This is a genomic window from Mycolicibacterium cosmeticum, from assembly GCF_000613185.1.
Classification (GTDB): Bacteria; Actinomycetota; Actinomycetes; order Mycobacteriales; family Mycobacteriaceae; genus Mycobacterium; species Mycobacterium cosmeticum.
This window is the reverse complement of the sequence record NZ_CCBB010000001.1, coordinates 2,130,980-2,143,328: the sequence shown is the minus strand read 5'-3', so window position 1 is coordinate 2,143,328 and position 12,349 is coordinate 2,130,980. Positions and strand designations below refer to the sequence as shown.

13 protein-coding genes and 4 tRNA genes are annotated in these 12,349 nt (G+C 67.8%); 13 read left to right on the top strand and 4 right to left on the bottom strand.

Annotated elements, in window-relative coordinates:
* Nucleotides 1-63: 63 nt before the first annotated feature.
* Nucleotides 64-531 carry a hypothetical protein gene (locus tag BN977_RS10270; protein ID WP_036397461.1) on the top strand — a complete coding sequence of 156 codons (468 nt, stop codon included), beginning with the start codon at nt 64-66 and terminating at the stop codon, nt 529-531.
* Here BN977_RS10270 and BN977_RS10265 read toward each other — a convergent pair.
* Nucleotides 512-1,147, bottom strand: a complete 636-nt coding sequence (locus BN977_RS10265; protein WP_036397459.1) for a TetR/AcrR family transcriptional regulator — start codon at nt 1,145-1,147, stop codon at nt 512-514. The genes BN977_RS10270 and BN977_RS10265 overlap by 20 nt on opposite strands.
* 64 nt (nt 1,148-1,211) lie before the next feature.
* Between BN977_RS10265 and BN977_RS10260 the strand changes: the two genes are divergently transcribed.
* From BN977_RS10260 to BN977_RS10250, 3 genes are all read left to right on the top strand, one after another.
* Entirely contained in the window at nt 1,212-2,207 is a 996-nt protein-coding gene (locus BN977_RS10260; protein ID WP_084172550.1) for an oxygenase MpaB family protein, read from the top strand.
* Nucleotides 2,208-2,241: 34 nt separating this feature from the next.
* On the top strand, nt 2,242-3,387 hold the full coding sequence (locus tag BN977_RS10255) for a serine/threonine-protein kinase (protein ID WP_036397457.1): 1,146 nt from the start codon (nt 2,242-2,244) through the stop codon (nt 3,385-3,387).
* 79 nt (nt 3,388-3,466) lie between these two features.
* Entirely contained in the window at nt 3,467-3,829 is a 363-nt protein-coding gene (locus tag BN977_RS10250; RefSeq protein ID WP_036397455.1) for a group I truncated hemoglobin, read from the top strand.
* A gap of 13 nt (nt 3,830-3,842) precedes the next feature.
* Here BN977_RS10250 and BN977_RS10245 read toward each other — a convergent pair.
* Nucleotides 3,843-3,918 (bottom strand) — tRNA-Lys (locus tag BN977_RS10245).
* Nucleotides 3,919-4,076: 158 nt separating this feature from the next.
* Between BN977_RS10245 and BN977_RS10240 the strand changes: the two genes are divergently transcribed.
* The 3 genes from BN977_RS10240 (at nt 4,077) to BN977_RS10230 (ending at nt 4,385) form a co-directional block, all read left to right on the top strand.
* Nucleotides 4,077-4,149 (top strand) — tRNA-Glu (locus BN977_RS10240).
* 38 nt (nt 4,150-4,187) lie between these two features.
* A tRNA-Asp gene (locus tag BN977_RS10235) sits at nt 4,188-4,261 on the top strand.
* Between the two features lie 47 nt (nt 4,262-4,308).
* Nucleotides 4,309-4,385, top strand: a tRNA-Phe gene (locus BN977_RS10230).
* A gap of 411 nt (nt 4,386-4,796) precedes the next feature.
* Here the strand turns inward: BN977_RS10230 and BN977_RS10225 are convergent.
* Nucleotides 4,797-5,090 (bottom strand): hypothetical protein, encoded by a 294-nt coding sequence (locus tag BN977_RS10225; protein WP_131590079.1) that lies wholly within the window; start codon nt 5,088-5,090, stop codon nt 4,797-4,799.
* Between the two features lie 417 nt (nt 5,091-5,507).
* Here BN977_RS10225 and BN977_RS10220 point away from each other — a divergent pair, with 417 nt between their 5' ends.
* Entirely contained in the window at nt 5,508-5,927 is a 420-nt protein-coding gene (locus tag BN977_RS10220; RefSeq protein ID WP_036398856.1) for an acyl-CoA thioesterase, read from the top strand.
* Nucleotides 5,928-6,132: 205 nt separating this feature from the next.
* Here the strand turns inward: BN977_RS10220 and BN977_RS10215 are convergent, their stop codons facing one another.
* The gene (locus BN977_RS10215) at nt 6,133-6,906 is read right to left on the bottom strand and encodes a GntR family transcriptional regulator (RefSeq protein ID WP_036397451.1); all 774 of its coding nucleotides are present in this window, start codon (nt 6,904-6,906) and stop codon (nt 6,133-6,135) included.
* A gap of 164 nt (nt 6,907-7,070) precedes the next feature.
* Here BN977_RS10215 and BN977_RS10210 point away from each other — a divergent pair, with 164 nt between their 5' ends.
* Genes BN977_RS10210 through BN977_RS10190 form a run of 5 tightly spaced genes read left to right on the top strand, consistent with a single transcriptional unit; the run spans nt 7,071 to nt 12,348 of the window.
* Nucleotides 7,071-7,862: an inositol monophosphatase family protein gene (locus BN977_RS10210; protein WP_036397448.1), complete on the top strand. Its 792-nt coding sequence runs from the start codon at nt 7,071-7,073 to the stop codon at nt 7,860-7,862.
* Nucleotides 7,859-8,137 (top strand): hypothetical protein, encoded by a 279-nt coding sequence (locus tag BN977_RS10205; RefSeq protein ID WP_051561248.1) that lies wholly within the window; start codon nt 7,859-7,861, stop codon nt 8,135-8,137. Before BN977_RS10210 ends, BN977_RS10205 begins: the two co-directional genes overlap by 4 nt.
* Before the next feature lies 1 nt (nt 8,138).
* Nucleotides 8,139-9,695 carry a sodium:solute symporter family protein gene (locus BN977_RS10200; protein ID WP_036397447.1) on the top strand — a complete coding sequence of 519 codons (1,557 nt, stop codon included), beginning with the start codon at nt 8,139-8,141 and terminating at the stop codon, nt 9,693-9,695.
* Entirely contained in the window at nt 9,692-10,939 is a 1,248-nt protein-coding gene (locus BN977_RS10195; protein ID WP_036397445.1) for a M20 family metallo-hydrolase, read from the top strand. The genes BN977_RS10200 and BN977_RS10195 overlap by 4 nt, the downstream gene beginning before the upstream one ends.
* On the top strand, nt 10,936-12,348 hold the full coding sequence (locus tag BN977_RS10190) for an amidase (protein ID WP_036397444.1): 1,413 nt from the start codon (nt 10,936-10,938) through the stop codon (nt 12,346-12,348). Before BN977_RS10195 ends, BN977_RS10190 begins: the two co-directional genes overlap by 4 nt.
* Nucleotide 12,349: the final 1 nt, after the last annotated feature.

Here is a 12,349-nt window from a genome sequence, read left to right as displayed (position 1 = left end):
TGCGCAGCGCGTTACGATGCCCGGCATACATCAAGACCCTGAGTAATGGGAGTAGGGCCACACGTGAAAAAGCTGATCGTTCTGGGGTCGGGCACCGTCGGTGCGCTGGCAGCCACTACCGCGTTGTTCGGTACGGGTGTGGCCGCCGCCGATGATTACGCCGGGCAGACCTACAGCGATGCCAGCTCCGCGGCCGGCGACGCCGGTCAGACGGTCGTCGTCGCCGCCCGGGTCGGGGACAAGCTGGACCAGGGCGACTGCATCGTCACCCGTTCTCAGACGGCGCCGTTCGCCAGCGCGAACGACGGTGCGCACGTGTCCAACACCGTGCAGTTCTACCTGAACTGCAACGGCGGCGTCGCGACCGCCACCAACCCGGGCGCCTCCGTGGCCAGCCCGGAGGGCCGGGCCGCCAAGGCCGCCGCCGACGAGGCCGAAGCCAAGGCGCTGGCCGAGCAGCAGGCCGCCGAGCAGCAGGCCGCCAGCCAGCAGGAGCAGGAGCTGGCCCAGGTCAGCACGCCTGACCAGTAGTCAGCGGGCTCTCTTCCTGTTCCCGGGCCTGGTGTAACACCAGGTCACTGCAGTACTCGATGAACTGTCCCCGCGTCGCGCTCAGCCGTCCGTTGAGATAGCCGGTGAACAGTGCCGTCAGCGCGCCCACCAGGCCGGTGGCGATCATCTCCTGGCGGGCGGGATCGCTCACGTGGCGCAGCCTGCTGTGCAGCAGGCCGATGAACGACGGCATCCAGTCGGCACCCGACTTGGTGAGCACCGGTTCGCGCTCCGGTGCCAGCAGTAGCACCCGTCCGCGCGTGGGATCGTCGACCATCAGGGCGACGAAGCGTTCCACCGCCTCCCGCGGTGTGGTCGCCGACGCCAGCGTGGACATCGCCGTCGTACACACCTCGTCGTACACGGCGCGCACGAATTCGTCTCTGTCACCGAAACTTTCGTAGAAGTAGCGTTCGGTCAACGCGGCCGCCCGGCATACCGCGCGGACGGTCAGGCTCGGGCCCTGCGGACCGCCGAGCAGCTCGATGCCGGCCGCGATCAACTCCGTGCGCCGCAATGCCTGGCGATCGGCCAGGGGGACACCCGACCATCGGCCGCGTCGTTGACCGGATGCCTCTCGGCTCCTAAGCTCCATAGTGACAACGAGTGTAGTCAGAATTGGCTCGGAGGCGAGGGGAACAGCGCCCGTGACGCAGGAAATGTCGCAGTCATGCCCGGCGGCCGAGGACGAGATGCCGGCCGCAGGATGCCCGGTGACGTCCGGCGGGTACGACGCACCGCCGATCCCGCTCGGCCCGGACTCGCTGACCTGGAAGTACTTCGGTCAGTGGACGGGGTTGTTCCAGGGCACCTGGGCGGGCTCGATGCAGAACATGCATCCCCAGCTGGGCGCGGCGGTGCAGCAGCACTCGATCTTCTTCATGGAGCGGATCCCACGGCTGCTGCGGTCCATCTACCCGATCGGCGGCGTCGTGTTCGACGGTGAGCGGGCGCCGCAGACCGGTGCCGAGGTGCGCGACTATCACATCGGCATCAAAGGGGTCGACGAGCAGGGGCGGCGGTACAGCGCGCTGAATCCCGACGTCTTCTACTGGGCGCACGCCACCTTCTTCAAGTCGACGCTGCTGGCCGCCGAGAAGTTCGGCGGCGGACTGACCGAGGCGGACAAACGCCAACTGTTCGACGAGCACGTCACCTGGTACCGCATGTACGGGATGAGCATGCGCCCCGTACCCAAGAGCTGGGAGGAGTTCCAGGCGTATTGGGACCACATGTGCCGCAACGTGCTGGAGAACAACTGGGCCGCACGCGAGGTGATGGATCTGTCGACCATGCCCAAACATCCGTCGCTGCAATGGGTTCCGGATCGGTTGTGGGCGCTGAACCTGAAAGTGATGCAGCGCTTCCTGACCTTCATGACCGTCGCACTGTATGACCCGCCGGTGCGCGAACTCATGGGGTACACCTGGTCGCCCCGGCAACAGTGGTGGCACGACCGGCTGTGCAGCGTGATCACCCTGGTGTCCAAGTACGGACCCAAGCGCCGGCTGATGCACCCGCGCAAGCGCTCCGCGATGGACCGCGCCACGGGCCGGCTGCCCGCCGACGCGCCGCTGGTGCACACGCCCGCGCGCAACCTGCCGCCGGTCGAATACCGCGACAGCCCGAACTTCTACTGCCCGAACGTCGGCTGACACCGCCGGCCCGCGGACAGCTAGCGTTGAGGGCATGCAGGGGCCGGAACTTCTCGGCGGCCGATATGAACTGCGGGGGGTGCTGGGCCGCGGCGGTATGGCGGAGGTCCGCGCGGGCTGGGATGTCAGGCTCGGGCGCGCGGTCGCGATCAAAATGCTCTATCCACAGCTGAGCGCGCAGCCGGACAGCCGCAGGCGGTTCGCGGTGGAGGCGCGCGCGGCCGCGGGGCTGAGCCATCCCCACGTCGTCGCGGTACACGATGTCGGCGAGCATCGCACGACGCCGTACATCGTCATGGAGCGGCTGCCGGGACGCACCCTCGCCGATGCCCTCGACCATGGCCCGCTGCCTGTGCCGCACGTGCGTGCGGTGCTGGACCAGGTGCTGTCGGCGTTGTCGGCCGCGCACGGCGCCGGCGTGCTGCACCGGGACATCAAACCGGCGAACATCCTGCTCACCGAGGACGGCTCGGCGAAGGTGGCCGACTTCGGCATCGCCAAGAGTGTCGACTCGGCCGACACTGTGACCGGTGAGGTCATCGGCACCGTGGCCTACCTGTCCGCCGACCGGATCGCGGGCCGGCCGGCCACGGTGGCCGACGATCTGTACGCCGTCGCGGTGGTCGGGTATGAGGCGCTGTCCGGCCGGCGGCCGTTTCCTCAGCAGAACCTCGCCGAGCTGGCCCGCGCCGTGGCGGAGCGGCGGTATCCGCCGTTGGCCACCCTGCGCCCCGACGCCGACCCGGTGCTGGTGGCCGCCATCGAACAAGGATTATCCGGTGGCTTCGGCAGCGCCGCCGAGATGCGGGCGGTACTGGCCGGCCAGGCGCCCATGCGCCCGCCGACGCGGGTGCTGGCACACCCGCTGCCCGATCCGGCGACGACGGTGCTGCCGCGGCAGCGCAGGCGCCGGCCGGTGCTCGCGGCGATCGGCGCGTTCGTCGTCGTGGTGTTGGTGGTGCTGGCCTTCGTCGTCGACGCCGCGTCGCGCAACGTGGCGCCGCGACCGGCCGGCACGGCCACCTCCGAGGCGCCCCCGCCGCCGGTCACCACCTCGGCGCCGCCGCCGACCTCGCTGGTGCCCGCCCCCGTCGACGAGCAGGGGCCACCCAAGGGCCGTGGCAACGGGAACGGCAAGGGAAACGGCAACGGGCACAAGCCCAAACACGGTGAGGGCTGAGCGCGGCTGTGAGGTCCTCGTAGCGTGGCGTGAACGCCGCCGAAATTGCCGGGCAACGGCGCCGCGGTGTGCTGGTGCCATGAGCATCTACGAGCAGATCGGCGGCGCCCCCGCCATCGAAGCGGTGGTGGCGGACTTCTACGTTCGCGTGCTCGCCGACGACGAACTGGCCGGGTTTTTCACCGGCACCAACATGGCGCGGCTGAAGGGTAAGCAGGCCGAATTCTTCGCCGCCGCACTCGGCGGACCGGAACCCTACACCGGCGCCCCGATGCGGCAGGTCCATCAAGGCCGGGGCATCACCTTGCATCATTTCAATCTGGTCGCCGGGCACCTGTCCGACAGCCTGTCGGCCGCCGGGGTGCCCGATGAGTTGGTGGCCCAGATCATCGCCGCCGTTGCGCCGCTGGCCGACGAGATCGCCACCGCGCGGAGCGCGTGATCGTGACCACGTGTGGTGCCCCCACCAGGGCTCGAACCTGGGACCTGCGGATTAAAAGTCCGTAGCTCTACCGACTGAGCTATAGGGGCGTGGAGCAACAGGATACTGCCTGCCGTCGCGGGGCCGCCGCAGGGCCGGGGTGAGCAGTGCGGGGGGACCCCGTTTGGGATTTCTGGCGGCCGTGTCCTAAGCTATCGAAGCTCCCAACGGAACGAAGTTGCGAGTACCCCGGAGGAATTCGGATTAGGCCCCCATCGTCTAGTGGCCTAGGACGCCGCCCTTTCACGGCGGTAGCACGGGTTCGAATCCCGTTGGGGGTACGCAACGACGGCAACGTCGGAGCACGCAGGAAGAGCAAGGCCCTGTGGCGCAGTTGGTTAGCGCGCCGCCCTGTCACGGCGGAGGTCGCGGGTTCGAGTCCCGTCAGGGTCGCAGTATTGCGGCGTAAGGCTTGCTCGGTCGAGAGACCGGCGCCTTCCGGCCAGGTAGCTCAGTTGGTACGAGCGTCCGCCTGAAAAGCGGAAGGTCGCCGGTTCGATCCCGGCCCTGGCCACCATAGAAACCACCTGTTGACGGGTGGTTTTTCTCGTTTCTGGGTCAGTTCGTGATCGGCCCGAGGTGACACGAGGTGACACATCGGATTCCTTAATCCTCCGGCGCGGCACGAACTGACACAGACCGTCTCACTTCGTGCCCGCAGTACAGGCATCGACCGTCCCACTCGGCGGTCAGCCGTTCGTCGGCGTACTGGGGGATCTGCTCCACACGACGGACGGTGCCTATTGCCAGTGCCGCCGGCACTCCACTTTTGGGCCCGCAGTGATCGCTTGCCTCACCTGAGCCAATCGGTGTGGCCGGCGGGTCCTGCTCGGAGTTGCACCGTGCGGACTCGGCGCGGTCGTCACGCGCCCACGCCTCGGCCCGAGCCGAGGCTACCGTTGGATCGTTGGGGAGGGGCGTTCCAGTCTCAGTCGATAGGCACCGCGGCGTTCCACTCCCGAGCCGCCCGACGCAACTCAGCGCGCAGCGCTGCGCGGCGCACCTGCGGACGCGAGTGCCAGTGGCACATCCAGCAGCTGCACACATTGGTGGCGGTGAAGACGAACTCCCGGTAGCAGCGGCCGATCTGGCCGGTCGACCAGGCGGGATCGAGGTCGGGCAAGTCGCAGTCGCGGCCACCGCAACGGTGGACGACGCGCACCGCCACTTCACGGCGAGCGACGCGGACGCGGTAAGGGGCGTGGGCATCGTTACGGGACACGGCGGTCTCCTCGGACAAGTAGCCCCACCGAGTCCGCAGTTCGCCGCGGGATGGGGCTACGGCATGAGCGGTAGGCCGCCGGCCGAGAACAGCGCATGCATGGGTAGAGATCGTATGAGCGCGAGGTGACAGAAGCCAGCCGAATATCCGACAGTCACCGTCGCCCCCGCTGAACCGCCAGATCCCGTGGTCGAGGGCCGCCGCGACACGTCGAGCTGCCCAGCCGCGGCGGTCACGATCTCGGCGGCGAACTCTGCCCCAACGCTGCAGCGCGCCAAAGTGCAGCGCGACGGCGCTCCATTCGAGACCACACTCAGCGCCGCTATCGCCGCGACATTCGCCGCCGTGCGACCATCCCAGGATGGTCACGCCTTGTGATGACCGCTCCGCGATCAACCGACAGAAGTGGACACCGCCATGGACGAAGCCCCGACGCTGTCACAGTTTTCCTTGCATGCCTACGACAAGTTGCGTTACGCAGATACCGATCGGCAAGGGCACGTCAACAATTCGGTCTTTTCGACGGCGCTGGAAACCGGTCGCGTCGAACTTCTTTACGCTGCTGACGGTGGCATCGTCGAACCAAACAAGTCCTTTGTTATCGCCCGTCTGGAGCTGGACTTTCGCGGGGAGTTGACCTGGCCCGGCGAGGTCGCTATCGGCACGAGCGTTGAGTCGGTCGGCCGCACCTCATTCACCCTGGCGCAAGCTCTCTTTCAACGAGACCGATGTGTAGCCTCCGCCCGTACAGTCATCGTGCAAGTCGACGACGAGACGCGCCGCGCGACACCCCTGAGTGCGGTCGCAGTCGCACACCTCGTAGATCTCCAACCGTGAAGATTGAGGGTCATCGCGAGATTCTGCAAGTGCCGCGCGATCCGCGACATCGAGGCAGATGGCTTACCCAGGCCCCTGCCTCAGAGGCAGTAAACGAGCGGGCGATCCGGGAGAAGCCGTTCGGCTCATCGACGTACGACAGCGCCATGCGCCCGTCGAAACCCACTGGGGTAAAACGGTCTTCCACACACCCCGCCCGCTAGCCTCACATCGCCTGCGCGGTCACCGGAGATTGCGTCCGCACGTGCAGGCGGGTGCGGTCGGCGCGGAACAGGTCGACGGAATACTCGATTGCCCGGCCGCGCTGGTCAAAACCCCGGCGTTCCAGTTTCAGGACCGGCGTGCCAGCGGGCCGCCCGAGCAACTTCCCTTCCGCACTGGAGACGCTGGCCACCTCGATCGACTCGTCGGCGACACAGATCTCCACCCCGAACTGGGTGCGCAAGGTGCGGTAAACCGAGGTCATCCCGGTGCGCAACACGCCGGCCAACTCGGGCCGCAGGTACATCTGCTCCAGGGAGAGGGTCTCCCCGTCGGCATGCCGCAACCGCAGCAGCGACACCACCGCCTCGCCGTCGGCGACCCCGAGGATCGAACCGACCGGCGCCGGCGCGGCCACCAGTCCGGCCCGGATGACGGTGGTGCCGTCCCGGAAGCCCTGATCGTGCAGGATCTCCGGGATTCCCTTCACGGTGTTCAAGCTGCGCACGATGCTGTGGGACTGGCAGAACGGCCGGGCCGCCTGCGGTGACGCCTCGCGTTGGGTGACGTCGGTCAGGTAGGCGCCGCCGGCGCGGCCCTTGACCCGGCGAATCCGGTGCTCGCGTTCGAGCAGATCGAGTGCCCGGCGCACCGTGGTCCGCGACATTCCCAGGCGTTCGGCCAGCGCGCGTTCGGTCGGCAACCGGTGCTCGCCGCGCTCGGCGAGTTCCTCGGTCAGCCGACGCAGGGCCTGCTGCGCTTGCTCGTGCACGAGCATGACGTACCCCTTCCTGTGTCATCCGCGCGGGGACCGTCATGTCACGCTAGCCCGGGCGTGTCGTGTCCGCGTGTTGGCGATGTAAAGATCCGCGTCGGATGTGTTACGCAACGTTTACAAGTGGCCCGATGAACCAGAAATGGTTCATCCCAAGGGTGTTACGTGTGAGCGACAACCGTGCTGATCGTGTCCGGCTCGCCCTCGAGCTGGCCGAGGTCGCCGGCGATATCTCGCGCCGGTACTTCGCCACACCGGACCTCTCGGTCCAGGCCAAGACCGACGGATCGCCGATCACCCGGGCCGACCGGGAGATCGAGTTGGCGATGCGCGAGGCGGTGGCCGGCGCGTTCCCCGCGGACAGTTTCACCGGCGAGGAATACCCGGACACCCAGGGCACCTCGGCGTATCGGTGGATCGTCGACCCGATCGACGGAACCAAATCCTTCATCCGCGGGGTACCGCTGTACGCCAATCTCATCGCCGTCCAAGAGGGTGACGAGATCGTCTTCGGGCTGATCAACCTGCCCAGCGCCGACACCCTGGTGCACGCCGAGCGCGGTGGGGGGTGCTGGCGCAACGGCGCACCGGCCCGGGTCTCGCGTCACGAGGCCCTCGACGGCGCGTACGTGATGGCCACCTGGCTGGAGGACTGGGATCCAGAGATCATCGACGGCCTGCACACCCAGGGTGCCGTGCTGCGCACCTGGGGCGACGCGTTCGGATACGCGATGGTGGCCTGCGGACAGGCGGACGCCGTGGTGGACTACCGGGCGCAACCGTACGACCTGGCACCGATGCCGGTCATCATCGAGGAAGCCGGCGGCCGCTTCACCAGCCTGGACCGTCGGCGGGTGTTCGACGCCGGCAACGGAATCGCCAGCAACGGTCTCCTGCACGACACGCTGTTGTCCCATGTGGGATCCGAAACCCCCGAGCGACAAGGAATTCCATTGTGAAAGATTTCATTCGAGGGCTCAGCCGCCGGTCGATCGTCATCTTCTTCGGCACCCTCTATGCCGTCGCGCTGCTGTTCGCCATCTTTCCGCCGCTCTACCTGTGGGGCAGCGGCAGCAGCGCCTTGGTGCTCGGCATTCCGTTCGCGGTCATGTACTGGATCATCGACGCCCTCGTGCTCGGGCTGACCCTGGCGGCGTTCTACATCGTCGAAGACATTCGCGGCGAGCTCGACGACGACTCGTTGGAACCACTCGCAGAAACCCTCGGAGGCTGACATGTGGATCATGCTCGCCATGCTGGCTGTGTTCTACGCCATCGTGATCGCCATTCTCTATGTGACCCAACAGAAGACATCACCGACCTTCGACGAGTACGCCGTCGGCGGTCGCAGCTACGGACCGTGGTATGTCGCCATGAGCTACGTGAACTCGTGGTGGCCCGGGTCGACCTTCATCGCCTTCTTCGGATTGGCCACTGGCGCTGGGGTATTCGGCCTCTACGGCCTGGCGTACTCCAGTCTGGGTGTGGCGATGATGTACTTCATGGCCACCCGGGCATGGCGCTGGGGCAAGAAGTACGACCTGCGGTCCCAACCCGACCTGCTCGGCAAGCGCTTCGACTCACCGGCGGTGCGCATCATCGCCAGCGTCATCGGCATCGTGTCCCTGTTCCCCTGGGTGGTGCTGGGGATGCAGGCCCTCGGAACGGTTTTCGAGCTCGCCAGCGACGGCGCCTGGTCGGTCACCACCTGCCTGATCGTCGGGCTGGCCGTGATCCTGCTCCGGCAGTACTGGACCGTCCGGATGGGTATGCGCGGTCTGATCATGACCGACGCCTTCCAGGGCACCGTGGCCTACGTGTTCTCGGCCGTGGTGTGCGTCGTTCTGCTCTCCGGCATCGCCGGTGGTCCGATCAGCATCGCCAACCTCAACGACGTCGCACACCAGTACCTGGTGCTGCCCGGGGACGGCGACAAGTACGGGCCGCTCTACATCTTCGCCCTGATCTTCACCGGCGTCATCGGATCGCTGTGCTGGCCGACGAGTTTCCAGCGTATCTACACCGCCTCCAGCGTGCGCTCGGTCAAGTCCGGCACGCTGTGCACGGTGCTGATCTCCGGCGTCTTCTACACCCTGCTGATGCTGGTCGGCATCGCGGCGACGGTGATGCCCGACGTCGCCGAGAGCCCACAGGCGGGCTGGTTCACCATCATGAGCGACTACGGCGGCACCTGGCTGCTCGGCCTCGGTATCACCATCGTCTTCGCGGCCTCCATGGGCCACATCGACGGCAGCGTGCAGGTGTGCGGTCTGCAGATCGCCAACGATCTCGTCAACACGACCAAGCGGCCGCTGTCGGACAAGCGGCTGACCCAGGTCGCCAAGACCTCGATGCTGGTCTTCATGATCGCCGCGGGTGTCGTCGCCTACGCCACGTTCAACATGACCCGCCTGCAGCTGCTGGCCCAGATCTCCTATCAAGGCGTGATCCAGCTGGCGGTGCCGCTGTTCCTGGGCATCTTCTGGCGGGGCGGCAACAAGCAGGGCGCGGTGGCCGGCATGCTCTCGGGCTTCCTGGTCGCGATGGTCATGACCTGGATCTACCCCGACGACGTGCGCTGGCTGGGCAGCTTGACCGGCGGTATCGTCGGCTTGGTGGTCAACCTGGCCGTCTTCCTCGCCGCCGCCGCGCTGATCGGCACCGACGATGCCGATAAGGCCCGCGTCAACGAGATGTTCGAAGCCGCCAAGACCAAGATGCGGATCGCGGCGCCCACTGCGCCGGTATCGCTGGAGGACCAGGTGCACGAGCTGGCCGAAGAGACCCGATGACCTCAGGCCTGACCGACTCCGCGTTTCTCGCCGATTTCGCCGCCCTGTCGGCGATCGGCGCGACCGCGGCAGGCGGCGTGGACCGCGAAGCGGCCACCTCCGCCGACGGGCGGGCCCGGGAGTGGTTGCGCGACTGGTTCTTTCACCACGGGCTGGATTGCCGTGTCGACGCCGTCGGCAACATGTACGGCTGCGCCGAGATCGTCGCGGGCGCACCGTACGTCCTGCTCGGCTCGCATCTCGACAGTCAACCGACATCCGGTCGTTTCGACGGCGCCTACGGGGTACTGGCCGGGGCCTACGCCGCGGCAGCGGCCGCGAGCCGACCCGAGGGGGCCCGCTTCAACATCGCGGCGGTGAACTGGTTCAACGAGGAGGGCTCGCGCTTCTCGCCGAGCCTGATGGGCAGCGCGGTGTACACCCGCAAGCTGACCGCCGACGCCGTCCTCGACACCGTCGGAAAAGACGGCATCACGGTCCGGGAAGCATTGCAATCCATCGGGTTCCACGGCGGTGATAGCCCGCCGCAGGCCGGCGCCTTCGCCGAGATCCACATCGAGCAGGGCCGCACGCTGATCGACCAAGACCTCGATATCGGGGTGGTCACCGAGAACTGGGCGGCCTACAAGTACGCCATCACCGTGCACGGCGAGCAGGCCCACACCGGCGCGACGCATATGCGCTACCGGCGTGACGCGCTGGTGGGTGCCAGTCAGGTGGTGCTGGCGGTCCGGGCCGTCGCCGACGAGTTCGGCCCCGACACGGTGCTCGGCTCGGTCGGCAGCTTCACCGTCGAGCCCAACTCTCCCGTGGTGGTGCCGGCGCGGGTCCGGCTGGCGGCGGATCTGCGCGCCCTCGACGGTGAAACCGTCGAAGCTGCGCACCGATCTTTCCTGCAACGCATTTCGGCGATCACCGGGGCCGGCGAGGTTCGCATCGACATCGAATCGGCGGCCCTGCGACCCTCCACCCGCTATCAGGACGCCGGGATCGCCCTGGCCGGTGGCGTCGCCGATGAGCTCGGACTGCGGTGGCGGACGCTACCGACGATGGCCGGGCACGATTCGGTGAACCTCAAGTCGCTGGTGCCGACGGTCATGCTGTTCGTGCCCAGCGTCGACGGTGTGTCCCACAACGAGAATGAGTACAGCACCGATGCTCACCTGCTGGCCGGGCTGCGCATGCTGACGGCCACCGCGCGGCAGCTGGTGACCGGGGCTCTGGAGGCGGCCACACTCCCATGAGCGATTCGATCCTGGACGGCCACGCCGATGCCCTGCGCAGCGAATACCGCAGCGGCGCAACGAGTCCGGTAGAGGTCCTGGAGTTGACGCTGGCGCGTATCGAAGCCCGCAACCCGGCCGTCAACGCCATGGCCCACCTGGACGCCGCGGGGGCGCACGCCGCGGCGCAGGCATCGGCGCGACGCTGGGCCGACGGCACGCCGCTGAGCGCGTTGGACGGCGTGCCCGTCACCATCAAGGACAGCGTGAATGCGATCGGGATGCCGTGGCGGCACGGCTGCGCCGCCAATGCGGACCTGCCCGACGCAAGCGTCGACGCCCCGCCGGCCGCCCGGCTCAAGGAGGCCGGTGCCGTCATCCTCGGTAAGACCACCATGCCCGACTTCGGCATGATGGCAGCCGGTGTCAGCTCGTTGTACGGCATCACCCGCAACCCGTGGGATTTATCGCGCAGCACCGGCGGGTCCAGTTCCGGTGCCGGCGCCGCGCTTGCGGCCGGTATCGGGTTCGGCGCCGTCGGCAGTGACATCGCGGGGTCGGTCCGGCTGCCCGCCGGGCACTGCGGTCTGGTGGCCCTCAAACCCACCCAGGGCCGGATACCACACACCGCGCCGTCGACCATGCGTTCCGCCGGGCCGATGGGCCGCACTGTCGACGAGGTGATGGACATGTTCGAGGTGCTGAGCCGGCCGGACGCCCGTGACCTGTGGAGCCTGGCACCCGAGCCGGCACCGGACACCCGGGAAGCCCTGTCGCCCAGGGGCCTTCGCATCGGTGTGCTCACCGAGCTGGGTGCCGGCTTCGGTGCCGACGATCAGGTGCTGGCGGTGGTCGAGGATGCGGCGGCCGCGTTGCGCGACGCCGGCGCCGAGGTGTCGGTGATGCCGCCGGTGTTCTCCGATGACCCCTACCCGGCTCTGGACCGGCTGTTCCAGGTGCGCGCGGCCACCGAGCTCGAGTCGATCCGGGCCGATCTGCGGCCCCTGGTGCATCAGGCGATCCGGCACTGGTGTGCTCCCGGCGCAGGCTACCGCGCAACCGACTTCGCCCGTGATGGTGAGGCGGTCGTCCGCTCGGCCGAGCGGATGCGGGTCGCCTGCGCGTCGTTCGACTACGTCATCGCCCCGGTCCTGCCGGTGGTGGGATTCGCCGCCGAGGACAGCGGTCTGGACCCGGCATATCCGCTGGCGCACTGCGGTTTCACCGCGTGGTTCAACCAGACAGCACAACCGGCCAGCGCGCTGTGTTTCGGTATGAGCGCCGGCATGCCGGTCGGTGTCCAGGTGATCGGGCCGCGCTTTGCCGACCGCGAGGTGTTGCGCTTGACGAAATGGCTTGAGCAGCAACGTCCCGTCACCATCGTCTGGCCTGCGCCCGCGGCGGCCGTTTCCACCGGAGGAGGTAACTGAC